Raw genomic sequence first — 26,260 nt, 5'->3', positions numbered from 1 at the left:
CTGATGGAACACGGACAAGACATGCCGATCCTAACTGACCTGCGGGAGGGCATCTGGACAATTACGCTCAATCGGCCGCGGGTACTGAATGCGATGACGCTGGAGATGTTTTCACTGCTACAGGAGGCGATCGCCCGGGCTGCCGCTGAACCGGCTGTCGAAGTGGTGCTTCTGCGCGGCGCCGGTGGCAACTTCTGCTCGGGGGCCGACTTGAGCATACTGGCAGCACTGCGTGACCCCGCCCAGGCGGACGAGTCGCTGACGGTGATCAATGCGTTTTTGACGCAGCTGCATCACATGCCCAAGCCGGTAATCGCCCTGATCGAAGGAGCAGCCGTAGGGGCGGGCCTCAATCTGGCGCTTCACGCCGACTTCGTCATTGCAGCCCGGGACGCGGTGCTGCAAGAGCCGTTTGTCCAAATCGGCCTGACCACGGATTTCGGCGGCACCTATCTGCTGCCGCGCCTGGTTGGCATGGCTCAGGCCAAGCGTTTGGCCCTGCTCGGTGAAAAAATCTCCGGCAGCGAAGCGGAGCGTATCGGCTTGATCTACAAAGCCGTGGATGCGGCTGAAATCGAACAGGAGGCGCAGCAGTTGATCAATGCCCTTCGCCGATTGCCGCGTCATGCGCTGGCCGTCACCAAAGCGGGCTTGACCGCTTGCCTGGAGAAGAATCTGGAGCAGTCGCTGGCCTGGGAGAAAGAGCAGCAGCCCAAGTTGATCATGCATCCCGCCTTTGAATCGCTGGTACAGGCCAAACGGAAGCGCATGTGAAATAACGCCGATGCCACGGTGTTTTTTTCGTCAGGGAAGCGGAATTTTCAGTTCGTGCCGACGGGCACCCGTGTGCGCAATTTCTTCAAACAATATCAAGGTAAGCGGCTGCTTGCTGCCGGGCAGGTTCAGGTTGAGTTCATACGAGCCCCATGACAGGCCGCCGCGGCTGGCGGAGACGAAACTGTTGATCAGGGTGGTAGCCCCGTCCGTGACCACGTAGCGGACATTGCCTTCCAGGACGCGGGCTTGTCCCTTGACGACGTATTGGCTGGTGTCGGTCTTGCTGACCGTGACATTGCGGAACGCTTCGTTGCCGTACCCCTGTTGGCTCTTTGACGCTGGCGGAATGCCGGCGGCACCGGCAGCCGGGGGCAGCGCTGAGACGCATACCAGCCAGCAGACGATCACCCACGCACAAAACACGTTCTTTTTCATTGCGGGTTGCCTCCAAACGGGTAAATTTTTTTGTAGCATGGCCTGTTTGTCCCGTTCCTATCCGGTTGAAGCCGGAGCTTGTCAAGAAATCTTTTGGTCCCGGCTACACAACCGCAAGAACGTGTGAACAGCGCAACCAAGTCTAGCGGAAAATATGCTGCAGGTGAGAGAATATCCATTGAGAACGGAAGCCATCTGTGGTAGAGTAAGAAGTGTAAAGATCCTGCGATGTACGTGAGGCCATAAATGTTTCTAACCTTATGAGTGTTTCTAGGGAGACAGAACTTCGCGCCGTATGTCAGGCCCACCTCCCGGCCTGGGACGCATGGGAAGGCAGAAACGCGGACGGGTCACCCACCTGTGTGAGAGCAGGTTACAGAAACATGAGGCCGGACGGCAGAGCGGGGGTTTTTTTTTAAAAATAAAAAGACAAGCTGGACATAGAAGATTCGACCACGAAAAAACCTGGGACGTTATCGTTCCAGGTTTTTTTGCGCGATCTGCCGGTCCTGTGGCGATCGGACTCAGTGCCGTACGCCGGAGATGCCTGTCTCCTTCTGATTCTGCTGTTGGTCTCCCCGGCTGACGATGGTCAGTGACTGTTCCAGATCACGGGTGTGCTTGGCGTCGTGAAGAATCTGATACATCTGCAAAAAGTTTGCTTTTTGCCCCTCCGGAATGCCCTTGATCCGGACGGTCATTTCCTGCGGACCGCTCTGCTGATTTCCGGATTGCCCCTGCTGATCCTGTTCAGCAGTCTGGTCACCCAGGAAATCGAGAAACAGGGAGTCGTTATCGTTGTCCTGACTGGATTGGCTCTCCTGGCCACGCTGATTACGCTGATCCTGTTGTTCCTTGTTTTCGCCGCTGTTTTGATCCGGTACAAACAGAACGTTAAACTCGTTCAAATCTGTCTGGATGATGCCGATGACGTCCATCCCGATCCTCCTTTGCATGTAATGGTAGGGTGTCAGCCGGGGTGCTTGGTGTGATGGACCCCATGCCGCTGCAAATAGTCATGATAAAAGTATTCGGCAATGGAAATGGCAAAGGCCGTCAAAAACAGGCCGGACAGGCGAAAAGGCTGCGCAAACACAGACGCGGCCAGCCAGAACAGGGCAAATACCATCCCGAAATCTGCCGTGCTGGCAAACGTATTGTTGGTCCGTGGCAGAATGAAGGCATCGCCCAGCCCGTAGGCCACCAGGCTGACGACTGCGCTGGTAACCAGCGCAAACGAAAGCGACGTTCCCGACCACAGCAGCCCCGGCACTGCGATGATGCCGTTTACCAAGAGCTTGAGCAGGATGTTCAAGCACGAACCCTCCTTTCATGCTCTTAGTATGAACCTACCTAGTCTCGCTATGCGCCGTGCGGTTGTTCGCCTTCAGCCGGCGAACCAGCGCTTCATCGGGAGTGACGTACAGCGTCCGCTGCTGTTCGTAGATGACGAAACCGGGCTTGGCTCCGCTCGGCTTTTTTACGTATTTGACCAGCGTGTAGTCGACCGGCACCTGGTTGCCGTGTTGCGCCTTGCTGTAATACGCGGCGAGGACGGCCGCTTCCCGCAGGGTTTGTTCCGAGACCTGGCGGGAGCGGATGACGACGTGGGAACCGGGGATATCCTTGGTGTGCAGCCACGTGTCGTAAGGCGCGGCCAGCTTGTTGGTAAGGTAGTCGTTTTGCTTGTTGTTCTTGCCCACGAGAATCTCCGTGCCGTCGCTCGACGTGTAGGCGTCCAGTTCGGGACGGACGTCCTTTTTCTTTTTGTTTGTCCGTTTCTGCCGGCTGCGCACATACCCTTGTTCCGCCAGTTCTTCACGGATTTCTTCCGCTTCCTGCAGGGAGGCGTGCTCCAACTGGACGAGCAGGCCGTCCAGATAGACGATCTCTTCGCGCGCCTGCCGGATTTGTTCTTCCACGATCTGCAGGCTGTTTTTCGCCTTGTTGTAGCGCTTGTAGTAGGCCTGCAAATTTTCGGATGGCGTCTTCAACGGGTCGAGCGGAATGGTCACGGTGCTGCCCGCTTCGTCGTACCAGTTGACCGCCTCCAGGACGGTATCGCCCCGTTTGAGCTGGTGCATGTGGGCGGTGATCAGTTCACCGTACAGCCGGAAAATCTCCGCGTCTTTCGCTTCGGCCAAGGTCTGCTCCAGCTTTTCGATTTTCTTCTCGTTTTTGTTCCGTTCGCTGGTGACGAAGCGGATCAGGTCGTGCACTTTTTGCTTGACCGTGTCCCGCTGTGCCTTGACGGCGTAATACGCCTGCAGGCATTCGCTTGCAGTGGAAAAGGAAGTTGTGGCGGCGTCCGTCAGATGGGTCAGTTCCACCACGTGAAACTGTGTTTTCTCCCGGCTTTCCGCGATCATCGGCGCATACCGGTGCTGTCTGCCCGCTTCCATCACGGATGCAAAGGCGTGCCACATCGCTTCCCGCGTCGGCAGGCCCGCTCGGTGGACAATCTCTTTGGCCAACAAGGGACTGATCCCGGTGAAAGCGTCCACCAACTGCCGGTCCAAGCGACCGCCATTCCAGTTGATCGCCGTGATGAACGCCTGTTCTGTCACGGCTAGCGGGTCCCGCTTCTCCTGGCTGGGCGGGGAGACGTAGGGACGGCCGGGCAGAACCTGCCGGTATTGGCTGATCGCCGGGGTCACGTGCACGGCGCTGTCCAGGATGGTGTTGCTGGATGGGTCAAGCAGGATGATGTTGCTGTGCTTGCCCATGATTTCCATGACAATCCGCCGCCGCGCCGTGTCGCCCAGTTCGTCGCGGGTGCGGATATCAATGTGCACGATCCGCTCCATGTCCACCTGTTCGATTGCCTCGATCAGGCCGCCTTCGCAGTGCTTGCGCAGCAGCATGCAAAACATCGGGGCTTCCTGCGGATTGGTAAACTCCTCAGTCGTCACATGCAGCCGGGGATAGGTGGGGTTGGCGGAAAGCAGCAGCTTCACCGTCTCCCCCTGTGCCCGAATCTGCATGACAATATCGCTGTGATGGGGCTGATGGATTTTGGCGATCCGTCCGCCCGCCAGTTTTTGCAATTCCCGCACGACCGCACGGGTCACGATTCCGTCAAATGCCACAAGTGCTCACCTCACGTGTGCAGCAATCCTGCACGTATCCACGATTCGTCTGTCTAAAAAGTGTCAGTGACAGTGTATCACAAAGCGCACCACGGCGGAATCGACTTGTCCCTGCGGCGTTGGTTGACACTGCAGAGAGTTGTCTCCTATAATAAATTAACGATTTTACGTCTATGGAAGTGAGAACCATGGTCCGAAGCATGACCGGGTACGGCCGAAGTGTAGGGATGTACGGTTCGCTGCAGCTCACTGTGGAGATTCGCGCGGTGAACCATCGTTTCTGCGAAATCCTTGTTCGCTTGCCCAAGACCTGGGGCATGCTTGAGGAGCCGGTGCGCAAGCTTGTGGGCCAATTCGTCCGGCGCGGCCGCGTCGATGTGGCCGTCACCGTGGACGCAGGCGGCCTGACGGGGCAGGGAATTGCCATTGACTGGGCCGTTGCAGAGCACTATGTGTCGGCGGCGCAGGAGATGAACGAACGCTTTTCGCTACATACACCGTTAACCGCCAAAGACTTGCTGCTCCTGCCCGGTGTGGTGCAAACCCGGGACGCGGCGGAAGCAGACGCCGAGCAGGCGTCCGAGTGGCTGCTTGCGGCGTGTCGGGAAGCGGCGGAAGACCTGCTGTCCATGAAGCGAAAGGAAGGGCTGAAGCTTCAGGCGGATCTGGAACAGCGACTTGCCCGGATTTCCGTCTGGACAGAGGAAATCGGACAAATGGCGCCGCTGGTCGTCGACGAATACCGCAGCCGTCTGCATCAGCGCATGGCCGAATGGGCCGAAACTGCTCCGTTTGAACTGGACGCGCAGCGCCTTGCACAGGAAGCGGCCTTTTTGGCCGAGCGTTCCGACATCAGTGAAGAGGTGACCCGTCTGACGAGCCACTGCTCTCAGTTTGCGGAACTGTTGGGCAGGGAAGAAGCGGTCGGGCGCAAGCTGGACTTTCTGCTGCAGGAGATGAACCGGGAAGCAAACACGATTGCTTCCAAGGCCAATCATCTGCCCATCCAGCGATTGGCCGTCGAGATCAAGACGGAACTGGAAAAAATGAGAGAGCAGGTTCAGAACATCGAGTAGCGATGAAAGGATGGACGGGGCCGTCATGGCAATCAAACTGATCAATATCGGGTTTGGCAACATCGTCAACGCCAACCGCATCATATCCATCGTCAGTCCCGAATCAGCGCCGATCAAGCGGATCATCCAGGAAGCGCGCGATCGCAACATGCTGGTGGACGCGACGTACGGAAGGCGCACGCGGGCGGTCATCATCACGGACAGCGATCATGTCATTCTGTCTGCGGTCCAGCCGGAAACCGTGGCGCAGCGACTGACGACAAAAGATGACGAATCGGACGAATAGGCAGGAGTGAAGACATACGATGGACGATCGCGGTCTCCTTTTGGTTCTTTCGGGGCCGTCTGGCGTCGGCAAGGGAACGGTCTGCAAAGCGCTTCGCGAGCGCATGCCGGATCTGGTCTATTCCGTTTCCGCCACCACGCGGGCGCCGCGGGCCGGAGAAGTGGAAGGGGTTAACTACTTTTTCAAATCAAAGGAAGAGTTCCGCCGAATGATCGAGCAGGATGAACTCCTGGAGTGGGCGGAATACGTTGGCAATTACTACGGTACACCGCGCCAGTTTGTGGTGGATATGCTGGAACAAGGGCGCGACGTGATTCTGGAAATCGAGGTGCAGGGTGCCCTGCAGGTGAAGAAAAAATTTCCTCAGGGGGTTTTCCTGTTTCTCGCGCCACCTGATCTGGCCGAACTGGAAAACCGGATCGTCGGACGGGGAACGGAGACGGAAGAGACAATCCGTCACCGCATGGAGATGGCTCGTCAGGAGATCGAACTGATGGATCAGTACGACTACGTGGTGGTCAACGACATGATCGAATGCGCTTGCGAACGCATCCAGTCGATCATCACCGCCGAGCACTTGAAAAAGGAACGCCAAATTCACAAGTATCGCAAATGGCTTGAGGAGGTTACATAATCCATGCTGTATCCATCGATTGACAAACTGACCGAAAAAGTGGAAAGCAAATACACCCTGGTCACCATCGCGTCCAAACGGGCTCGCCAGCTTCGCGAAAACAGCCCCGTACAGGTGGAAAAACCGCAGTCCAAAAAGTTCGTCGGCCTGGCGCTGGAAGAGCTGATCGCCGACCAGGTCATTTACGAATACACCGACGTCCGCAAATAAAAGCGGCTTTGTCACAGCGTTATTGCTTTCAAACAACCTCACGCAGGTTGTTTTTTTTCGCAGCAAGGACCGGTCTTTCGTCGTGATGGACACAACCACGCCGGTCTTGCCGTTGGGCAGACTGACTAAAAAGGGAGGACACCCAAACATGCTTCCTCTGCAAGGAAAACAAATCGTGCTGGGCGTATCGGGAGGTATCGCCGCGTACAAGGCGGCGGCGCTGACCAGCAAGCTGACCCAGGCGGGTGCGCAGGTACACGTCATCCTGACAGCGAGCGCCATGCAGTTTGTGCAGCCGCTCACCTTTCAGGCGCTTTCTCACCAGCAGGTGTACACCGACATGTTCCAGGAGCCGGACCCCGCGGTGATCAGCCACATCCAATTGGCCGATCGGGCCGATCTGGTGCTGATCGCCCCCGCGACGGCCAACGTCATCGGCAAACTGGCCAACGGCATCGCCGACGACATGCTGACGACGACCGTTCTTGCGACCAAAGCGCCGGTGATGCTGGCGCCGGCGATGAACGTCAACATGTACGGCCATCCTGCGGTGACGGCCAACATGCAGCGGCTGGCGGAGTACGGCTGTCGCTTCGTCGAACCGGGTGAAGGCCTGCTGGCGTGCGGCTGGATCGGCAAAGGGCGGCTGGCCGAACCGGAAGAGATCGTCGAAGCGGTCATCCGCTTTTTTTCCGAACAGCAGGAGACTCACCGCGACCTCGCCGGCAAACGCGTGTTGGTGACGGCAGGGCCGACGCGGGAAAAAATCGACCCGGTCCGCTACATTACCAACCACGCCTCCGGCAAGATGGGATATGCCATTGCGGAAGCGGCGCGGGACAGAGGGGCAGACGTGGTGCTGATCAGTGGCCCGACGTCGCTGCCCAAGCCGGCTGGTGTCGAGTTTGTCCCGGTGGAATCGGTGCAGGAGATGTACGACGCGGTCATGCGACATCTGCCGGAATCCGACATCGTGATCAAGTCGGCGGCGGTGTCCGACTACCGGCCGAAGACGGTCCATGCGCATAAGATGAAAAAAGGAGACGGTCCGCTGGTGCTGGAGCTGGAAAAGGCGCCGGACATCCTGCAGGAAGTGGGCCGGAGGAAGACGGACCAATACGTGGTTGGCTTTGCAGCTGAGACGCAGGACGTGCTGGTCCACGCGAAGTCCAAGCTGGAGCGAAAAAACCTGGACATGATCGTGGCCAATGACGTGTTGATGGAAGGCGCGGGTATGGGCAGTGACACCAACATCGTCACGCTGCTGACGCGGGAAGGGGAGCAGGCAGCGCTGGAAAAGATGAGCAAGCGGGACGTGGCGGACAAACTGTTCGACGCGATCCTGGCCAAAATGGCGCACCGGCCGCTGTCTGACGCGCTATGATTGCCCGCGTCGTGGTGGACGTGCCGGTCAACCGGACCAATCGTCCGTTTGACTACCGGATACCGCCCTGGCTGAGACCGCTGGTGCAGGTCGGCAGCCGCGTTGTCGTGCCGTTTGGCCCCCGGAAGCTGCAGGGGTATGTAGTGGACGTCACCGCCCAGCCGGAGGAAGGGACCGGACGGCTTCGGGATGTGGAACAGGTGCTGGACGATACGCCGCCGTTGACCCCTGAATTGATCCGCCTGGGCGAGTGGATGTCCCGCCAGTATTTGTGTCCGTGGGTGACGGCGATGCAGGCGATGATTCCCGCCGTGCTGAAGGGCCGATCGGAAAAGTGGCTAAAGGCCACCGATCTTTTAGATGAGACGGCTTGCGGACAGTCCGCCCTGCTGTGGGACGTGTACCGAAAACGGCAGCTGCCGCTTGCCGAGGCGGAAAAGCGCTTTCCCGACGAGGCGATGCTGGTACCCGGGTGGATTGCAAGCGGTCTTTTGGAGACGGACTACCAGGTGAGGGACCGGATCACCCGCAAACAGCAGTCGTTTGTCCGCTGCCTGCTGGAGGGAGCGGAACTGACTTCCGCGATTGATTCCCTGCCGAAGCGGGCGGAGCAGATGCGGCGGGTGCTGGAGCTGTTTGCCGCGCACGAGGGGCAGTCGTTTTCCGTGCAGACGCTGCGAGAAGAGCTGGGCATTACCCGCTCTCCGTTGAAAAGTCTGGAGCAGCGGGGCTGGGTCGCGATCGAGCAGGTGGAGGTTTACCGCGACCCGTATGCGCAGCGCCGCTTTGCCGGCGGTGAAAAGCCGTCCTTTACTCCGCAGCAGGAGGCGGCACTAAAGCCGATCGGCGATCAGATTGCTGCGGGCGAGTACGGGGCGTTTTTGCTGCACGGGGTGACCGGCAGCGGCAAGACCGAAGTATACCTGGAAGCGATCGAACGGACGCTGGCCGCGGGGCGGGAGGCGATTTTTCTCGTTCCCGAGATCAGCTTGACGCCGCAGATGGTGGAACGGTTCAAGGCGCGGTTCGGCGCCGACGTGGCCGTTCTGCACAGCGCGCTTTCCCAAGGGGAGCGGTACGACGAGTGGCGCAAGATTCTTCGCCGAGAGGTGAAGGTAGTGGTGGGGGCGCGATCGGCCGTCTTTGCCCCGTTTCAAAACGTCGGATTGATCGTGATCGACGAAGAGCACGAAAGTTCCTACAAACAGGAGGAGACGCCGCGCTACCATGCGCGGGAGGTGGCGCTGTGGCGAGCGCGGGAAAACAACGCCGTAGTGGTGATGGGCAGTGCCACACCTTCCCTGGAGACGTACGCGTTGGCTGCGCGCGGCCGGTACACGCTCCTGGAGATGCCGGAGCGGGTCGGCAGCCGGCCGCTGCCGCGCGTTCACGTCGTCGACATGCGGGAAGAACTGCGCGCGATGAACCGTTCGATGTTCAGCCGTCTGCTGTACGAAATGATCGGCGACAGATTGGCCAAACAGGAGCAGATGGTGCTGTTTTTGAACCGACGCGGCTTTTCCACCTTTGTCATGTGCCGCACCTGCGGCTATACGCTCCGCTGCGTGCACTGCGACATTTCGCTGACGTACCACAAGACCAACCATACCGCCCGCTGCCACTACTGCGGCTACACGATCGTTCAGCCCGCCCGCTGCCCGGAGTGCCAAAGCGAGCACATCCGCTTTTTCGGGACGGGCACACAAAAAGTGGAGGCGGAGCTGGCCCGGCTGTTCCCAGGCATCCGCGTCATCCGCATGGACGTGGACACCACCTCCCGCAAAGGGGCGCACGAGGAGCTTCTGCACAAGTTTCGCACCGGGCAGGGGGACGTGCTGCTGGGCACGCAAATGATCGCCAAGGGGCTTGATTTTCCCCGCGTGACGCTGGTCGGCGTCATCGCAGCGGACACGTCGCTGCATCTGCCCGATTTCCGTGCGGCGGAAAAGACCTTCCAACTGCTGACCCAGGTGGGCGGACGGGCCGGTCGGCACGAACTGGAAGGTGATGTCATCATCCAGACCTACACGCCGGAGCACTACAGCATCGTTCATGCCACCCGGCACGACTACCCGTCGTTTTACCGCGAGGAGATGATGCAGCGCAGACGGACCGGCTATCCGCCGTACTACCGGCTGGTGCTGATTACCTTTTCGCATGAAGAGGTGCCTGTGGTCATCCGGGCGGCTCACAGCGTGGCTGATTTTCTCCGGCCGCGGCTGGCGGAGACGACGATTCTGCTGGGGCCGGTGGCGTCGCCAATTCCGCGCATCAAGGATAGATTTCGGTTCCAGATCATGTTAAAATATCGGGATGAACCTCGGCTGTCTGACCTGTTGGCCCAGGCCGTGGACGTTTTTGAAGAAGGGAACAAACAGCAGAAGGTGCTGATGACGATCGACGTCGATCCGCACGTACTGCTTTAGGGAGGATAACAACCAATGGCTATTCGCACAATCGTCAAACACCCAGATCCGATCCTGCGGGAAAAAGCGGCAGTGGTCACCAAATTCAACGCCAACCTGCACAAGCTGCTGGACGACATGGCGGAGACCATGTACGACGCAGACGGTGTCGGCCTGGCAGCGCCCCAGGTGGGCGTCTCGAAGCGCGTCATCGTCATGGACTGCGGGGAAGGCCTGATCGAGGTGGTCAATCCGGAGATTATCGCCTATGAAGGGGAGCAGTTTGACTACCCGGAAGGTTGTCTCAGCATCCCCGGTCTGCGCGGCGATGTGCGCCGTCACAAATGGATCAAACTCAGAGGACAGGACCGGTACGGCAACGTGTTTGAATTGGAAGCAGACGACCTCTTGTCCCGCTGCGCCCAGCACGAAATCGACCATCTCAACGGCATCCTGTTCATCGATATCGCCGACCGGGTCTATCCGATCAGCCAGGAAGAGGAAGGGGAATAAACCGTTTTGAAAGACGTGCGCATACTGTTTATGGGAACGCCCGACTTTGCCGTCCCCAGCCTGGAGGCGCTGGCGGCGAAAGGGTACCAGGTGGTCGCTGCCGTAACGCAGCCTGACCGGCCTGTGGGGCGCAAGCGGGTGCTGACCCCGCCGCCGGTAAAGGAAGCGGCGCTGCGCATCGGCATCCCGGTGCTGCAGCCGGAGAAGATCAAGGCTGAAGAGGCGCTGGCAGAGGTGCTTGCGCTGGAGCCCGATCTGATCGTCACAGCGGCGTACGGCCAGATTTTGCCGAAACGTTTGCTGGATGCGCCCCGCTACGGTTGCATTAACGTGCACGCCTCGCTTTTGCCCAAGTACCGGGGCGGCGCGCCGATCCACAAAGCGATCATGGAAGGCGAAACCGAGTCGGGCGTGACGATCATGTACATGGTGGAGGCACTGGACGCGGGTGACATGCTCTCACGCGTGGTCGTGCCAATTGACGAACGGGATACGGCCGGCACGCTGTTTGACAAGCTGGCGGCGTCCGGCGCCAAATTGTTGGTGGAAACCGTGCCGAAGCTGTTGGCTGGAGAAATTGTGCCTGAGCCGCAGGATCACGAGGCTGCGACGTATGCGCCTACGCTCAAACGGGAGGATGAGCGGGTCGACTGGAGCCGGGATGCGCGGCAGGTGTACAACCAGGTGCGCGGCCTCAACCCCTGGCCTGTCGCCTTTACCACCTATGGCGGAAAGGTGTGGAAGCTCTGGTGGGTGGAGATGCAGGCGGAGGACGGTCAGTTGGCTAAGCCCGGCACGATTGTCGCCCGGGAAGAGGACGGGCTGATCGTGGCCTGCGGCAGCGGCGCGGTAAAGATTACGGAACTGCAGCCGGAAGGAAAGAAACGGATGAGCGCGCGCGACTTTTTGCGCGGCGCCGGCAGCGGCATTGAAATCGGCACAAAGGTAGGAGAATAGCACGTGGCACACAAGGGAGCGCGCGAAATCGCCCTGGACGTCTTGAACAGGGTGGAGCAACACAAGTCGTACAGCAATCTGGAGTTGAAGCACGTCCTGGAGCGCGGGGAGCTGCGCGCCCCCGATGCCGGATTGGTGACGGAGCTGGTTTACGGCACGATTCAGCGGCGGCTGACGCTGGACGAGGTGCTCGCCCACTTTGTCCGCGGCAAAAAGCTGCAGCTTTGGGTGCGCAACCTGCTGCGGCTCAGCCTGTACCAGATTCGCTACCTGGACCGGATACCGGCGCGGGCTGCAGTGCACGAAGCAGTGGAGATCGCCAAGCGGAGAGGGCACCAGGGGATCGCGTCAATGGTAAACGGCGTGCTGCGCAACGTGCTGCGGCAGCCTGACGTGTGGGAGCGCCTGCCGGAGGGAGACGCTGCGCGCCGGCTGGCGGTCGAAGAGTCTCACCCGGAATGGCTGGTGCGCCGCTGGATCGCGGCGTACGGTGAAGCAGCGACGCGCGCCATCTGTGCGAGCAACAACCGCCCCCCACATGCATCCGTTCGCGTCAATACGCTGAAACTGACGCGGGACGAACTGTTGGAGCGGCTGCGTGAGGAGTATCCGGACGCTGCCCCGTCTCCGCTCAGCCCGCACGGTATCCTGTTTCCCGGCGGGCATGCGGCGGGGACCCGCTGGTTCAGCGAAGGCTATTTCACCGTGCAGGATGAAAGCTCCATGCTCGTCGCGCCGGCGCTGGCCGTCCAGCCGGGCATGCGGGTGCTGGATGCCTGCGCCGCTCCGGGCGGAAAGACGACGCATCTGGCAGAGCTGATGCAAAACAAAGGCGAGATCGTGGCGAGCGACGTCCATCCGCACAAGCGGGAGTTGATTGCGGAAAACGCCGACAGGCTGGGCATCTCGATCATTACGCCGATCACGAGCGACGCGCTTGATTTGCCGGACAGGGGGCTGGGCGCGTTCGACCGGATACTCCTGGACGCGCCGTGTTCCGGATTTGGCGTAATCCGGCGCAAGCCCGACCTGAAGTGGAACAAAACCCCGGACGACGTGGCGGCGATCGCCGACCTGCAGTACCGGCTGCTGGAACGGGTGGCAGGAATGCTGGCGCCAGGCGGTCTTTTGGTGTACAGCACCTGCACGATCGAACCGGAGGAAAACCAGTCGGTGGTGCGCCGGTTTGTGGCCGAGCATCCGGAATTCGCGCTCGACGAAGCGCTGGCACAGGACCTGCCGGAGGCGGCGCGGGAAAAGCTGGATGGCCATGCGGGATACGTGCAGGTGTTGCCGCATCACTTTGACAGCGACGGATTTTTTATCGCCCGTCTGAAACGAAAAAGGTAGCGGAAAAGGGGTGGCACTCCGTCAGCGGATGTCGCTCCTTTGCTGTTGTTTGCGTCCTTGCCGTTTGGTTTACACTAGGAAAAGCGACGCATCTTGCGCGGTTGGCCTCATTTCCTGTTTGATGCGGCGCGCAATGCAAGGTACAATGATACAATGATGATTTCTCGCTATGCGACTACTTGAGGATGTGAACATAAAATGCCATTTTCATCGTATACGGGCGAAAAACCGCTCATTTACAGCCTGACCCAGGACGAGTTGAAAACGTGGCTCGTCGAGGCGGGAGACAAGGCGTTTCGCGCCCAGCAGATTTTTGACTGGCTGTACGTCAAGCGTGTCCGCTCGTTTGACGAGATGACCAACCTGTCCAAAGATCTGCGGCAAAAGCTGAGCGAAACCTTCCGCATCGATCCGCTGCAAGAAATTACGCGCCAGGTGTCACAGGACGGTACCGTCAAGTTCCTGTTCCAACTGGTGGACGGCCATGCGATCGAGACGGTGATCATGCGGCACAACTACGGCAACAGCGTCTGCGTCACCACTCAGGTGGGCTGCCGCATCGGCTGTACGTTTTGCGCCTCCACTCTGGGCGGTCTGAAGCGCAATCTGGACGCCGGCGAGATCGTCGCCCAGGTGCTGATGGCCCAGCGGAAGCTGGACGAAGAAGGAGAGCGCGCCAGCCACGTCGTCGTCATGGGCATTGGCGAGCCATTCGAGAATTTTGACAACCTGATCGCCTTCCTGCGGATTATCAACGACAACCGCGGACTGAACATCGGGGCCCGTCACATCACCGTATCAACCAGCGGCATCGTGCCCAAGATCTACGAATTTGCGGACAAGGGAGGTCAGGTGAATCTGGCAATCTCCCTGCATGCCCCGAATACGGAACTGCGCTCCAAGCTCATGCCGATCAACCGGGGCTTTCCGCTGGAGAAACTGCTGGAGGCCTGCCGCTACTACATTGCCAAGACAGGCCGCCGCATCAGTTTTGAGTACGGTTTGTTCGGAGGGAAAAACGACCAGCCCGAGCACGCGGAAGAACTGGCCGACCTGATCGGCGACATGCTCTGCCACGTCAACCTGATCCCGGTCAACTACGTGCCGGAACGCGATTACGTGCGTACCCCGCGCAACGAAATCTTCCGCTTCAAACGCATTTTGGAGGAGCGAGGGATCAATGTGACGATCCGCCGCGAGCACGGCAGCGACATTGCAGCTGCATGCGGCCAGCTCCGGGCTCAATACGCAAAGGAAACCGCGGGGTGATCTCATGGAAATTGCGATGAAATCACATGTCGGCCGCGTCCGTCAGGTCAACGAGGACTACTTTGCCTGCATCGCCGACCTGAACGGGCGCGTGCTGGCCGTGGTCGCCGACGGCATGGGCGGCCACCAGGCTGGAGATATTGCCAGCCGTCTCGCCGTTGAGCGAATTGTAAAAGAACTGCGTCATCTGGACGGCGAACTGAGCGATGAAGACGCTCGCGAGCGCTTGATGGACGCGCTCCTCATGGCCAACGAGGAAGTGTACCAATACGCCCAGCAGCATCCGGAGTGCAGCGGCATGGGGACGACGATCGTGGCCGCGCTGTTGGGAGAGACTGGAGGCGTGACGGCGCACATCGGCGACAGCCGCCTGTATCATTTCAACGCGGATGGTCTGCAGTTGAAGACGGAAGACCACTCGCTCGTGCACGAACTGATGAAAAGCGGCCAAATCACCGCCGAGGAAGCCTCGGTTCACCCTCAGCGCAACGTGTTGATGCGCGCCCTCGGCACCGAGCCGGATGTGCGCATCGATCTGGGGCAGTTCAACTGGTCGGAGGGCGACGTGGTGTTGCTGTGCTCTGACGGGTTGAGCAACAAAGTAGATCATTCGGTGATGGTGGAGTGGTTGAAGCGTCCCGTATCGCTGCAGGCACAGGTGGACGGTCTGGTCGAACACGCGCTGGACGCTGGCGGCGAGGACAACATCACATTGGTAGCCGTTCGCAACAAACCCAAGCCCGTCACCGGCAATAGAGAGGGGTGAGCGAGATGGAAGGTCAACGACTGGGGGGACGATACCAACTGGAAGCCCGCATCGGCGGGGGTGGAATGGCTATTGTATACAAGGCGAAGGATCTGGTCCTGAACCGTCAGGTAGCGGTGAAAGTGCTGCGGTCACAGTTCGGAACGGACGAAGATTTCGTCACCCGTTTCCGGCGGGAAGCGCAGGCCGTAGCCAGCTTGTCTCACCCCAATGTGGTCGGCGTGTACGACGTGGGACAGGACGGGGACACCCACTACATGGTGATGGAGTACGTGGAAGGCTCGACGCTGAAAGATCTGATCAACCGCCACGGAGCGCTTCCGGTGGAAGAGGCCGTGCGGATTGCTGCGGAAATTTGCGACGCGCTGGACCACGCCCACCAAAACCAGATCATCCACCGCGATATTAAGCCGCACAACATTCTGATCGGGAAAAACGGACGGGTGAAGGTGACCGACTTTGGCATCGCCCGTGCGGTGACGTCCACCACCATCACGCACACCAACGCCGTGCTCGGTTCGGTCCACTACTTTTCGCCGGAGCAGGCGCGCGGTGGCGTGACGGCGGAAAAGTCGGACATTTACTCACTGGGCATTGTGCTCTACGAAATGGTTACCGGCCAACTGCCGTTTTCCGGCGATTCACCGATTTCCGTCGCTTTGAAGCATTTGCAGGAACCCCTGCCCGAACCGCGTCAGGTCAATCCGAACATTCCGCAAAGCGTGGAAAACGTAATTCTCAAAGCGCTGGTCAAGGACCCGCAAATGCGCTACGCTTCCGCACGGGAAATGATGGAGGACCTGAAGACCTGCCTTCTGCCGGAGCGGCTTAACGAGGAGAAGATTCAGTTCCCGGTAGACGACGAGCAGACGAAGGTGTATCCGGCCATTACACCGGAGATGCTGGAAGCCCAGGGACGTCAGGGGCAGGCCGGGCAGCAGGAGGAGGAAAGCCCGCAGCCGCGCCGATGGTGGGTCAAACCAGCGATGTGGGTCGGGGCAATCGGCTTGTTCATGGTTCTGGCCTTTCTCGGGTTCAACCTGGTGGTAAACCTCTTCCCGTCTGTGCCCGAAGTGCAGGTGCCGCACGTGGAGGGGACGCACCGCACACTGGCAGAGGAGCGCATCCGCGAGTTCAAACTGGTTCCCAAGGTGGTCTACGAGGAGAACGACAGCGTCGAGAAGGACATCGTGATCCGGCAGGACCCGGCGCCGCCGATGCGGTTGAAGGAAAACGGCATTGTGACGATTTACGTCAGCAAAGGACAGGAAGCCATAGAGATGCCCAATCTCGCCAACCTTAGCCGGGAGGATGCGGAAAAGGCTTTGAGGGATAAAGGGTTTGCCATTACGGACAATACCTTTGTGGAAAAAGAGGACGACAAGGTGCCGGCCGGCCATGTGATCGACCAGTCCCCGGCGGCGGGCGAGAAGGTCGTTCCCAACAAGACGGACGTGCGGGTGGAGATCAGCTCGGGACCGCCGCAGGTAACCATTCCGGACGTGCGCGGCTATAACCTGGAACAGGCCCAGATCGAGCTGTTCAAGAAGGGACTTCTGGTCGACCAGCAAAACATCAGGTATGAACCGGCCTATACGGACAAACAGGGCATCGTCATCGGCATGCCTTCGCCGTACGAGCCGAATACCCGGGTGACAAAGGGTACGGCGATTCCGCTGATCGCCAGCAACGGTCAATATCCGGCGGAAGCCCGGTTCGCCTCCCAGCCGATCTACATGGAAGTGCTGGACGGCGAGGGCGAAGTGTCGGTCAGGATTACGGTGAACGACGCGCGCGGCGACAATCAGATTGTCATCGATGAGAAGATCACCGAGAGCAAGGGTTATGACGTGCCGGTAGTGCTGTCGCCGCAGAAAAACGCCGTAATCCGAGTGCACCGCAACGGAATACCGGATTATCAGAAAATCACCATCACCTACGACAGTGTGCCATAAGCAGTTGGGGGGACATGGATGCCAGAAGGACGGATCGTGAAAGCATTAAGCGGATTCTACTACGTGGCCGACGGGGATCGCGTCTACCAGTGCCGGGCCCGGGGACTGTTCAAGAAAAAAGGGGCGAAAGTACATCCGCTCGTCGGCGACTGGGTCGTGTACGACGTCATCAGCGACAGCGAGGGGTACGTGATGGAAGTGGGCGAACGGACGAGCGAGCTGGTTCGCCCGCCCATTGCCAACGTCGATCAGGCTGTGCTCGTCTTTTCCATGGCAGAGCCGGCGTTTAGCCCGTTTTTGCTGGATAAGTTTCTCGTGCATACGGAGCACGCCGGGATCGATGCGGTGATCGTGCTGTCCAAATCGGACATCGCGGCGGACGACGACGTGGAAGCGGTCGTGCGCAAATACGAGAAGATCGGCTACCGCGTCATCCCCACGTCCACCGTGGACATGCGCGGTGTCGAGGCGCTCCGCGAAGCGCTGCGCGACTCCATCTCCGTCTTTGCCGGCCAGTCGGGCGTGGGCAAATCCTCGCTGATCAACGCCTTGTTTCCCGGCATCAGCCTGCAGACTGGCGACGTCAGCCAGAAACTGGGGCGCGGCCGGCATACGACCCGCCACGTGGAGCTGATTCCGCTGCCTGGCGGGGGGTATGTGGCGGACACCCCAGGTTTCAGTTCCCTGGAGTTTATCGGCATCGACGAGCTCGACCTGGCGGAGGCTTTCCGCGACTTTGGCGAACTCAGTGCCTCGTGCAAGTTTCGCGGCTGTCTGCACGTAAGCGAACCCGGCTGCGCCGTCCTCGCGGCACTAGATGCGGGTGAACTGGACACCGAGCGCTACCAGCACTACAAGCAATTTCGCGAGGAACTGAAAGAATACCAACGGAGGAACAAGCCATGGTAAAAATTGCACCCTCTATTCTGTCCGCTGACTTTGCCCGCCTGGGCGAAGAGATTCGGGACGTCGAACGGGGCGGCGCCGACTGGATTCACGTCGACGTGATGGACGGCCGCTTTGTTCCCAACATCACGATCGGACCGCTGATCGTGGAGGCGATTCGCCCCGTGACCAAGCTGCCGCTGGACGTGCATCTGATGATTGAAGAGCCGGACCGCTATATTCCGCAGTTTGCCAAGAGCGGCGCGGACTGGATCACTGTTCACCAGGAGGCATGTCGCCATCTGCACCGCACGCTGTACCTGATCAAGGAACAGGGGGTAAAGGCAGGGGTTGTGCTCAACCCGGCCACCCCGCTGGTGACCATCGAATCGGTGCTGGAAGATCTGGATATGGTGCTGCTGATGACCGTCAACCCCGGTTTTGGCGGCCAGAAGTTCATTCACAGCGTCGTGCCGAAAATCAAAGAACTGCGCCGGATGCTCGACGAGCGCGGACTGAATCATGTTGAAATTGAAGTAGACGGCGGTGTCAACGAACAGACAGCCCGCCTCTGTGAGGAAGCAGGGGCCACGGTGCTCGTCGCCGGAAGCGCCGTCTTCAATCAGTCGGACCGCGCACAAGCCATCGCGGCGATTCGCGGCTGACCCATAACAGCAAAAAGCCATCCTCTTTGTGAGGATGGCTTTTGACGTTGTTGGCTACTGGCCAATGATTACCCGTTCTTTTGGATAATGGTAGCGAATCTGCCGCTCGTCCTTTTTCAGCAGGAGCAGCAGGCTGATGATTCCGATCCGGCCGATTAACATCGTGATGATCAGAATCACCCTGCCGGACGTGCTCAGTTCGGATGTAATCCCCATGGACATCCCCGTCGTTCCGAACGCCGAGCACACTTCAAAGAAGACCTGCTGGATGGGCTGCCCCTCGATCCAGACGAGCAGGACGATTGCGGCAAAGACCAGGCTGACGGCCACAAAGAAGACGAGGAAGGAGCGCATGATGTCGTCTTCCTCCAGCTCCCGGCCAAACACCTTGACGTCTTTCCGACCGCGCATGTAGGCGATGACCGTGGCGATCATGACAAAAAACGTGGTCGTCCGAATCCCGCCCCCACACTGTTGGGAGAGGCCCCGATGAACATCAGGGCAGACAGCATGACCAGTGTGGGTGTGGACAGCACGCTGACATCCATCGTCGTCAGACCGGCGCTGCGTGTGGACAGCGATTGAAACAGCGCAAAAAAGAGCGATTCGTCCCAGCTTTTGTGCGCCAGGAATCCGTCCCATTCAAACAGCAGGAAAAACAGGGCGCCCGCCACGCTCAGGATCAGGTACGTCAGCGTGGTGATCTTGGTAAACAGCGAAAAGGTAAACCGCCGGTTGAGCCGCCGATGCGCGATGTAGTCCTTTACCTCGACCAGCACAGGAAAGCCGATCGCCCCCAGCACCATCAAGACCATGTGGATCAGCTGGAATACGTAGTCGTGGGAAAAGCCGATCAGCGAGTTTCCGTAGATGTCAAACCCGGCGTTGGTGAAGGCGCTGACCGACGCAAAAAAACCGTGAAAATAGGCCGTATACCAATCGGCGTGGTACCCTGCCGCCAGGAAGTAGCTGCCCAGCATGATGGTTCCAGCCAGCTCGATGAAGATGGCGAGCAGGAGGATGCTGCGCATCAGGGAGACGAGTCCGGCAAGCGTGGGGCGGTTGTGGTCGGTCGCGATCCATTTGCGCTGTTCCAGCCCGATTCGCTGCCGCAGAACCAGCCAGAAAAACGTTCCCAGCGTCATGATGCCAATGCCGCCGATCTGAAAAAGCAGCGTGAGCAGGAGAAGCCCCCACTGATTAAACACCTCGTGAATCGCGATCACCGTCAAGCCCGTCACGCTGATGGCACTTGACGCAGTAAACAGCGAGTCGAGAAACGTAAGCCGGGCACCCGGCTGGTGAAAGATCGGCAGCATCAACAGCAGGGTGGAAATCAGCACGGCACTCAGGTAAAAGGATACGATAATTTGTACGGAACTAAAGCGACGTCGTTTGTCGGTCACAGCCAAAGCAACTGCCTCCCGTAAAACATCATACGGACTATCATAGCGAATGGAATGGCGGATCGCAATGCCCAAAAGAGGGCGGGGGCAGCGATGATTTCGTCCCGCCCCTGCCGTGCCGGATCACACCCCTTCTGTCGCTGACGAGCAGAAAAATTGCCAATGACTGGCTGAGATCCCGTAAGTCAGGCGGTCATTACAAGGTGGTGAACAAGCGCAGCAGCAGCGCGATCCGCTGCGGAATCGCATCAATTACGATGTGTTCGTGAGGGGCGTGGGCGCCGTCGCCGACAGGTCCCAGTCCGTCCAGCACGGGCGTGCCGACCGCTGCCGCCACATTGCCGTCGCTGGTGCCGCCGACGCCGGTCTCGGTCAGGTCCAGACCCTCCAGGGCAGCCAACGAACGGGCGTGAAGAAAGAGGCGTTCCGTCTCGCTGGTCCGTTCCATCGGCAGTTTGCTGATGCTCCCCTCTACGTCCAATTCGGCGCCGGGCAAGACGGGGGAAAGCGAACGCATCAGTCGGCTGATTCGTTCCGCTTCCATCGACGTGCTGACGCGTACGTCCACGACCGCTTCCGCACAGTCCGGTACGACATTGGAGGCAATCCCGCCCTTGATCGTGCCTACAGACAGCGTGGTGCCCGCGGTGTAATCGGTCCAGGACTGGACGGTAAGGACGTGATGAGCCAACTCGGCGATGGCGTTGACGCCTGAGGCGTGGTCGTTGCCGGCGTGGGTCGCCCGTCCTTTTGCCCTCAATACGAAATTGCCGCCGCCTTTGCGGCTGGTTTTCAACGACCCGTCTCCCGCCGCAGGCTCCAGCACCAGCACGCATTTGCTCCGCTTCGCTTCCTCTTTGATCAGCGCCTCCGATGACGGGCTGCCGACCTCTTCATCCGTGTTCCAGAAAAAGACCAGTTTGCTTTCCAGCGGCAGGTGTTCTTCAATGATCGCGCGCAGGGCAAAATAGCCGAACACGATGCCCGCCTTCATGTCGTACGTACCAGGGCCCCACGCTTTGCCATCCTCGATGCGCCACGGCTCCCGGCTGAGTGTGCCGATCTCCTTGACCGTGTCATAATGGCCGAGCACGAGCACCTGCTCGCGGCCGCTTCCGTATTCCACACGCAGTTGGCTGCCGTATTCGCGCTGCGGAATCGCCTCAACGCGGCAGCCCAGCTTGCGAAAACGGTCCGAGATGTATGCCCCGAGCTTGTCGACCGCCGCCTTGTCGTGCGTGGGCGACTCCATTTCCACGTAGGTGCGCAGTTCTTCCAGCACATCCGGCAGCAGCCGTCGAAAATATTCAGTCCAATTCCTGTTCATACACGCCCTCCTCGCAACAGTTTCCACCTGCATGATACATCGCAGGGAAGAATTGTGCCAGAGCGGGCGGCTTTTTCAAGAAAAGCGGCGGGACGTCCGACCGCGGCGCAATGCGGTATCACGCTGCCTGTTGTTGTCTGATAAATAAAATTTAGTTGAAATTGTTTCGGTAATGATTAAAATAAGCATTATGATGAATAAATATAAGTTGTCGGAGAAGCAGCCGGCAGCTTGCACTTCCGCAGCCAACGATTTATGGCAAGCGAAGGTACTTTACTCACATCATATCTAGGGGGTATATCAATGAAAAAGACGTCCTTGTTTTCGCTCGCCGTCTCCACGCTGCTGGCGGTAACGGTACTGGCTGGATGTGGCACCGGCGCACAGCCTGCAGGGGAACAGCCGGCCGGACAAGCTTCCTCCGGTGAAGAAAAAACGCTGATCATGGCTACCTCGGCCGACTACAAGCCGTATGAATTCCACGACCTGTCCAGCGGCCAGGATGAGATCGTCGGCTTTGACATTGACATCGCCAAGCACATCGCCAAAGAGCTGGGCTACGAGGTGCAAATCGTCGACATGAACTTTGACGGGTTGATTCCCGCACTGCAAAGCAACCGCGCCGACTTCGTCATGGCGGGCATGACGCCGACGCCGGAACGGCAGAAAAACGTGGACTTTTCCATCATCTACTACGACGCCAAGAACACGATTGTCGCCAAGCAGGAGAGCAAACTGACCAAGCCGGAGCAGCTGGCAGGTAAAAAAGTGGCCGTGCAGACCGGTTCCATCCAGGAAGAAGCGGCAAAGGAACTGGCCAAGACAATTCAGGGAATGGAAATTGTCTCGCTGAACAAGACCGGCGAAATCGTCGAAGAGGTGAAAACGGGCCGCGTCGATGCTGCGATCCTGGAGGACACCGTGGCCAAAGGCTACATCGACGCCAATCCGGGACTCCAGTTCACCACGATAAATGAAGCCGAAAACAACGGTTCTGCGGTGGCCTTCCCGAAAGGTTCTCCGTACGTGGAGGATTTCAACAAGGTGCTTAAACAAATGCAGGAAAACGGTGAGATGGACAAGCTGATCAAGAAGTGGTTCGGCCAATAACCGGGCCCTGACAAGGAGTAGAAAACGGGCATGTTTGATTTTCAACAGATTGTGCCCTATATCCCGTTTATCTTGAACGGGGTAAAGGTCACCTTACAGGTAACGCTCCTCGCGGTGGTGCTGGGGTTTATTTGGGGCTCGATTCTGGCGCTGATCAAGATTTCCAACGTTCGCATACTAAAATGGCTGGCGGTCGCCTACACCTCGGTGTTTCGCGGCACGCCGCTGATTTTGCAGTTGACGTTCGTCTATTTTGCGACACCGCAGATATTCGGCTATAACATTTCGAAGTTCGAGGCAGCCGTGCTCACCTTTACGCTCAACTCCGGCGCGTACATTTCAGAGACGATCCGCGCAGGGATTATGGCTGTCGACAAGGGGCAGTGGGAGGCTGCCAAGGCGCTTGGCGTGCCGTACCGGCAGATGATGATCGACATCATTCTGCCGCAGGCGCTGAAAAACATCCTGCCTGCCCTGGTGAACGAAACGATCGCGTTGTTGAAGGAATCGGCGCTGGTCTCCACGATCGGGCTGGCCGATATCATGCAGAACGCCAACATTGTGAAGGGAACAATCTTCCGCTACTTCGAGCCGTACCTGATTGCCGGTGCGCTGTACTACGTAATGGTCATGCTGCTCACCTGGCTTGCGCACGGTCTGGAGAGGAGGCTCAGACGCAGTGATTAAGATTCAAAACGTAAGCAAGTCGTTCGGATCGCTTGACGTCCTGCACGACATCTCCACCGAGATCGGCCGCGGCGACGTGGTGGCAATCATCGGTCCGTCAGGGTCGGGGAAATCGACGCTGCTGCGCTGCATCAATCTGCTGGAGACCCCGACAAAGGGCAGCATCTTCATCGACGGGGACGAGATTACCGCCCCCAAAGCGGACGTGATGAAGATTCGGCAAAAAATCGGCATGGTGTTTCAGCACTTTTACCTCTTCCCGCACATGACCGTGCTGGACAACCTGACGTACGCGCCGGTCAAGGTGAAGGGCGTGACCAAGGAGGCAGCCGAAGCCAAGGCCCGGGAACTGCTGGCCCGCGTCGGCCTCTCCGACAAGGCCGACGTCTTTCCGGCGCGGCTGTCCGGCGGGCAGAAGCAGCGCGTGGCCATCGCCCGGTCACTGGCAATGGAGCCGGAGATCATGCTGTTTGACGAACCTACCTCGGCACTCGACCCGGAGATGGTCAAGGAGGTGCTGGAGGTTATGAAAGGGTTGGCAGAGTCCGGCATGACGATGGCGATCGTCACGCACGAGATGAACTTCGCCCGGGAAGTAGCCGACCGTATCTGTTTCCTCGACGGGGGACGGCTGGTGGAGGAGGCGCCGCCGGAGGAGTTTTTCACCAGTCCGCGCAGCGAGCGGGCCAAACAGTTTTTGGAAAAAATGCTGTGAGGACGCAGTCCTGAGCAAAGTCGTGTATACGACATTGCCATCGCTTGCGGGCAACCGCAGCAGGGCACACCATGAGGCAAGGAATGAAGCCGCGGATAGTTCCGCGGCTTTTTTTCTCTTCATTTTGACAGACAGGACAGCTTCCGTTAGAATGAGCACAGCCGCTCTTTGGCTGTCGTTCTTATCATTGGTATTTCGGGTAAAGGAGTGAATGCGCATGGCTCGACAACGACTGCTCGTCATGCTGGAAATGGCAATGATGGCAGCGCTTGCGGTTGTGTTCAGCGAAATCAAGGTGTTTGAAATGCCGCAGGGAGGGTCCGTCTCCCTGGTGATGGTGCCGATCGCCCTCATCGCGGTGCGGCGTGGAATTCTGCCGGGCGTGGTCACCGGTTTGATCGTCGGGCTGCTGCAGCTGCTGCTGGGGGGCACGATTGTTGCGCCCATTCAGGTGCTGCTCGACTACCCGCTGGCGTTTGCCGCCCTGGGACTGTCCGGCATGATCCCGCTGTCCGGTCTGCAGGGGACGTCGCGACGGATTGCGGTGCTGTGGAGCGCCCTGTTCGTCGGCGTGGTCGGACGGTTTGTCTGCCACTTTATCTCCGGCGTCGTCTGGTTCGGTCAATACGCGCCGGAGGGGATGCCGGTCGCGCTCTACTCGTTCGTCTACAACATCACCTACTTGCTGCCGGAAATGATCATTGCCGGCATCGTGCTGACGGTGGTGCTGACCAGCGCGCCGCACCTGCTGTTCTCGGCTGGGGGACGGAAGCGCATCGCGTAGCGGGACGCAAAAGATTCAGACAGGGGGCGGCTGCCGTCTCGGCAGGCGGCGTGCCGCACCCATTTTCTCGTCTACGGGGAAAATGGGGTCATATCAGCGGAGCCATCCGCATATGGTATTCAGGCAGCAGCACGTTGCCTGAATTTTTTATTAGTCGACACCGGGAGACGCATGTTTGCCCCGCGGTGGAATATAATGTAATATGCACGTTTGAACAATACACCTGAAGGAGGTGCGGCAGTAAATGGGATTGCGCTCCTTTCGCCTGCGACAGGGGGGCGCCTTGCGACGTGTTCTCGGGGTTGCGTTGGCTGTCGGAGGGATCACCATTTTTCTGTACACGGCACCTCCGTGGGTTTGGTATACCCTGTTGGGATTGGGCCTCGTGGGAGCTGGCTGGTATCTGTATCACGTGAAGTAATTTCGGTAAGGAGGGGTACGCATGCGGTTTTACACCATCAAGTTGCCGAAGTTCTTGGGTGGCATGATTCGCGCCGTCATTGAGGCGTTCAACCGGAAAAAGTGACGGCGGCATCGCTGTGCACAACATCTGATCCCGCCCTCGGAAGAAGCCGGTCTTCCCGGGGAAGCTGTTCTCATGCAGGGGAGACCGGAAGCGGGCGCGCGTGGCGGTACGTCAGCCGTTTCCGGGATGTTTCGCAAAGCGATCGAGGCGCGAGCAGGCAGCGCCCCGTGTTCAGGGGAAGGAAAAACAGCAGGGAAAATGCAAAAAAGCACCTCGCGGGTGCTTTTTTTCGCGTTGTCTCGAATCGCGTTACACGCGGGTAACGAGACCGGATTTCAGCGCTCGGGTGCTGACGTAAACGCGCTTCGGTTTACCATCTACGAGAATGCGCACTTTTTGAACGTTAACACCCCATTTGCGGCGAGTAGCACGCATGGAGTGGGAGCGAGCGTTTCCAGCTTTGCCAGACTTGCCAGTTACAAAGCAACGACGTGCCATTGCGATCCACCTCCCTTAGCTGCATATAAACGGGATACCCGGTGTGAGAAATACAAACACTTGCTTATAGTAGCACACCCCCCTGTCAATTGCAATACTTGACATGGAAATGCCCGTTTTCCGCTTTTCCCCGGAGTGTCCGTCAAAACGCTTCATTTCTCGCTTTTCATGGTGTAGAATTGGGAAGAGCATGGTAATACGTGCCTGACTAGAACGGTGACGCCGTTAAAAGGAGGAGTCCTTGCATGACAGTGGAATTGAGCACACCTCTGGGGAAAGTGAACGTTGCAGAAGAAGTGATTGCGCGGATTGCCGGGGGCGCCGCCATGGAAGTGTTCGGCCTCGTCGGCATGGCTTCCCGGAAGGCGCTGAAAGATGGTATTGCCGAACTGTTGGGGCGGGACAATCTGAGCAAGGGCGTCGTTGTCCACAACCAGAACGGTGAAGTGGTATTGGACATGCATATCATCGTCAGCTACGGCGTGAAGATTTCCGAAGTGGCCGGGAACGTGCAGCGGCGCGTACGGTACACGCTGGAACAGTTGGTTGGCGTCGATTTGGCTGCGATAAATATCTATGTACAGGGAGTACGTACAGACAGGGATACGTAA

General features: G+C 58.8%; 27 protein-coding genes, 1 other RNA gene and 1 pseudogene. 22 read left to right on the top strand and 7 right to left on the bottom strand.

The window, feature by feature from the left end:
* Positions 1-3: 3 nt before the first annotated feature.
* Positions 4-774, top strand: coding sequence for an enoyl-CoA hydratase/isomerase family protein (locus tag IRT44_RS18160; RefSeq protein ID WP_230077142.1), 771 nt, complete (start codon positions 4-6; stop codon positions 772-774).
* 30 nt (positions 775-804) lie between these two features.
* Here the strand turns inward: IRT44_RS18160 and IRT44_RS18155 are convergent, their stop codons facing one another.
* Positions 805-1,212, bottom strand: coding sequence for a Gmad2 immunoglobulin-like domain-containing protein (locus IRT44_RS18155; protein WP_212131872.1), 408 nt, complete (start codon positions 1,210-1,212; stop codon positions 805-807).
* A 217-nt stretch (positions 1,213-1,429) separates the two neighbouring features.
* Between IRT44_RS18155 and ssrS the strand changes: the two genes are divergently transcribed.
* Positions 1,430-1,624, top strand: a non-coding RNA gene (gene ssrS / locus IRT44_RS18150) — 6S RNA.
* A 112-nt stretch (positions 1,625-1,736) separates the two neighbouring features.
* On the opposite strand, the gene IRT44_RS18145 is transcribed toward ssrS, so the two are convergent.
* From IRT44_RS18145 to IRT44_RS18135, 3 genes are read right to left on the bottom strand one after another with little or no spacing between them, the layout of a single operon-like run.
* Positions 1,737-2,150: a hypothetical protein gene (locus IRT44_RS18145; protein WP_171564298.1), complete on the bottom strand. Its 414-nt coding sequence runs from the start codon at positions 2,148-2,150 to the stop codon at positions 1,737-1,739.
* Positions 2,151-2,182: 32 nt separating this feature from the next.
* On the bottom strand, positions 2,183-2,527 hold the full coding sequence (locus tag IRT44_RS18140; protein WP_171564297.1) for a DUF2512 family protein: 345 nt from the start codon (positions 2,525-2,527) through the stop codon (positions 2,183-2,185).
* 34 nt (positions 2,528-2,561) lie between these two features.
* Positions 2,562-4,301, bottom strand: coding sequence for an Rqc2 family fibronectin-binding protein (locus tag IRT44_RS18135; RefSeq protein WP_230077141.1), 1,740 nt, complete (start codon positions 4,299-4,301; stop codon positions 2,562-2,564).
* 188 nt (positions 4,302-4,489) lie between these two features.
* On the opposite strand from IRT44_RS18135, the gene IRT44_RS18130 reads away from it, so the two are divergent.
* The 14 genes from IRT44_RS18130 to rpe all read left to right on the top strand — a co-directional run bounded on the left by IRT44_RS18130 (position 4,490) and on the right by rpe (position 18,656).
* Positions 4,490-5,377, top strand: coding sequence for a YicC/YloC family endoribonuclease (locus tag IRT44_RS18130; protein ID WP_171564295.1), 888 nt, complete (start codon positions 4,490-4,492; stop codon positions 5,375-5,377).
* Positions 5,378-5,402: 25 nt separating this feature from the next.
* Positions 5,403-5,663 carry an extracellular matrix/biofilm regulator RemA gene (gene remA, locus IRT44_RS18125; protein ID WP_015891999.1) on the top strand — a complete coding sequence of 87 codons (261 nt, stop codon included), beginning with the start codon at positions 5,403-5,405 and terminating at the stop codon, positions 5,661-5,663.
* A 19-nt stretch (positions 5,664-5,682) separates the two neighbouring features.
* Complete coding sequence (gene gmk / locus IRT44_RS18120) at positions 5,683-6,297, top strand: guanylate kinase (protein ID WP_171564294.1); 615 nt, start codon at positions 5,683-5,685, stop codon at positions 6,295-6,297.
* Between the two features lie 3 nt (positions 6,298-6,300).
* The gene (rpoZ, locus tag IRT44_RS18115) at positions 6,301-6,507 is read left to right on the top strand and encodes a DNA-directed RNA polymerase subunit omega (RefSeq protein ID WP_171564293.1); all 207 of its coding nucleotides are present in this window, start codon (positions 6,301-6,303) and stop codon (positions 6,505-6,507) included.
* Between the two features lie 148 nt (positions 6,508-6,655).
* Positions 6,656-7,891: a bifunctional phosphopantothenoylcysteine decarboxylase/phosphopantothenate--cysteine ligase CoaBC gene (gene coaBC / locus IRT44_RS18110; RefSeq protein WP_171564292.1), complete on the top strand. Its 1,236-nt coding sequence runs from the start codon at positions 6,656-6,658 to the stop codon at positions 7,889-7,891.
* Positions 7,888-10,317: a primosomal protein N' gene (priA, locus tag IRT44_RS18105; protein WP_230077140.1), complete on the top strand. Its 2,430-nt coding sequence runs from the start codon at positions 7,888-7,890 to the stop codon at positions 10,315-10,317. Before coaBC ends, priA begins: the two co-directional genes overlap by 4 nt.
* A gap of 15 nt (positions 10,318-10,332) precedes the next feature.
* Positions 10,333-10,809 carry a peptide deformylase gene (def, locus tag IRT44_RS18100; RefSeq protein ID WP_212131876.1) on the top strand — a complete coding sequence of 159 codons (477 nt, stop codon included), beginning with the start codon at positions 10,333-10,335 and terminating at the stop codon, positions 10,807-10,809.
* A 6-nt stretch (positions 10,810-10,815) separates the two neighbouring features.
* Positions 10,816-11,766 (top strand): methionyl-tRNA formyltransferase, encoded by a 951-nt coding sequence (gene fmt, locus IRT44_RS18095; protein ID WP_212131877.1) that lies wholly within the window; start codon positions 10,816-10,818, stop codon positions 11,764-11,766.
* Positions 11,767-11,769: 3 nt separating this feature from the next.
* Positions 11,770-13,116: a 16S rRNA (cytosine(967)-C(5))-methyltransferase RsmB gene (rsmB, locus tag IRT44_RS18090; protein WP_212131878.1), complete on the top strand. Its 1,347-nt coding sequence runs from the start codon at positions 11,770-11,772 to the stop codon at positions 13,114-13,116.
* 198 nt (positions 13,117-13,314) lie between these two features.
* Positions 13,315-14,385, top strand: coding sequence for a dual-specificity RNA methyltransferase RlmN (gene rlmN, locus IRT44_RS18085; RefSeq protein WP_212131879.1), 1,071 nt, complete (start codon positions 13,315-13,317; stop codon positions 14,383-14,385).
* Positions 14,386-14,389: 4 nt separating this feature from the next.
* On the top strand, positions 14,390-15,151 hold the full coding sequence (locus IRT44_RS18080; protein ID WP_212131880.1) for a Stp1/IreP family PP2C-type Ser/Thr phosphatase: 762 nt from the start codon (positions 14,390-14,392) through the stop codon (positions 15,149-15,151).
* Positions 15,152-15,156: 5 nt separating this feature from the next.
* Entirely contained in the window at positions 15,157-17,106 is a 1,950-nt protein-coding gene (gene pknB, locus IRT44_RS18075; protein WP_230077139.1) for a Stk1 family PASTA domain-containing Ser/Thr kinase, read from the top strand.
* Between the two features lie 18 nt (positions 17,107-17,124).
* A complete protein-coding gene (gene rsgA / locus IRT44_RS18070; RefSeq protein ID WP_212131881.1) occupies positions 17,125-18,015 on the top strand; it encodes a ribosome small subunit-dependent GTPase A in 891 nt (296 codons plus the stop codon).
* Positions 18,009-18,656 (top strand): ribulose-phosphate 3-epimerase, encoded by a 648-nt coding sequence (gene rpe / locus IRT44_RS18065; protein ID WP_230077138.1) that lies wholly within the window; start codon positions 18,009-18,011, stop codon positions 18,654-18,656. Before rsgA ends, rpe begins: the two co-directional genes overlap by 7 nt.
* Before the next feature lie 54 nt (positions 18,657-18,710).
* Here rpe and IRT44_RS18060 read toward each other — a convergent pair.
* Positions 18,711-20,068 (bottom strand): annotated as a pseudogene (locus IRT44_RS18060) (TrkH family potassium uptake protein).
* Between the two features lie 190 nt (positions 20,069-20,258).
* Entirely contained in the window at positions 20,259-21,389 is a 1,131-nt protein-coding gene (locus tag IRT44_RS18055; RefSeq protein WP_230077137.1) for a M20 family metallopeptidase, read from the bottom strand.
* Between the two features lie 303 nt (positions 21,390-21,692).
* Here IRT44_RS18055 and IRT44_RS18050 point away from each other — a divergent pair, with 303 nt between their 5' ends.
* From IRT44_RS18050 to spoVM, 5 genes are all read left to right on the top strand, one after another.
* On the top strand, positions 21,693-22,499 hold the full coding sequence (locus tag IRT44_RS18050; RefSeq protein ID WP_212131883.1) for a transporter substrate-binding domain-containing protein: 807 nt from the start codon (positions 21,693-21,695) through the stop codon (positions 22,497-22,499).
* 30 nt (positions 22,500-22,529) lie between these two features.
* Entirely contained in the window at positions 22,530-23,186 is a 657-nt protein-coding gene (locus IRT44_RS18045; protein ID WP_212131884.1) for an amino acid ABC transporter permease, read from the top strand.
* A complete protein-coding gene (locus tag IRT44_RS18040) occupies positions 23,179-23,901 on the top strand; it encodes an amino acid ABC transporter ATP-binding protein (protein ID WP_171564280.1) in 723 nt (240 codons plus the stop codon). Before IRT44_RS18045 ends, IRT44_RS18040 begins: the two co-directional genes overlap by 8 nt.
* Before the next feature lie 217 nt (positions 23,902-24,118).
* Entirely contained in the window at positions 24,119-24,685 is a 567-nt protein-coding gene (gene thiT, locus IRT44_RS18035) for an energy-coupled thiamine transporter ThiT (RefSeq protein ID WP_230077136.1), read from the top strand.
* Positions 24,686-25,127: 442 nt separating this feature from the next.
* Positions 25,128-25,211, top strand: a complete 84-nt coding sequence (spoVM, locus tag IRT44_RS18030) for a stage V sporulation protein SpoVM (RefSeq protein WP_035286689.1) — start codon at positions 25,128-25,130, stop codon at positions 25,209-25,211.
* A 249-nt stretch (positions 25,212-25,460) separates the two neighbouring features.
* On the opposite strand, the gene rpmB is transcribed toward spoVM, so the two are convergent.
* Positions 25,461-25,649 (bottom strand): 50S ribosomal protein L28, encoded by a 189-nt coding sequence (gene rpmB, locus IRT44_RS18025; protein WP_081656570.1) that lies wholly within the window; start codon positions 25,647-25,649, stop codon positions 25,461-25,463.
* A gap of 245 nt (positions 25,650-25,894) precedes the next feature.
* Here rpmB and IRT44_RS18020 point away from each other — a divergent pair, with 245 nt between their 5' ends.
* Positions 25,895-26,260 (top strand): Asp23/Gls24 family envelope stress response protein, encoded by a 366-nt coding sequence (locus tag IRT44_RS18020; protein WP_171564277.1) that lies wholly within the window; start codon positions 25,895-25,897, stop codon positions 26,258-26,260.

This window comes from Brevibacillus sedimenti (assembly GCF_020923495.1).
GTDB lineage: Bacteria > Bacillota > Bacilli > Brevibacillales > Brevibacillaceae > Brevibacillus > Brevibacillus aydinogluensis.
Note: the sequence above shows the minus strand (reverse complement) of the source record. Positions and strands in the feature narration are given on the sequence as shown.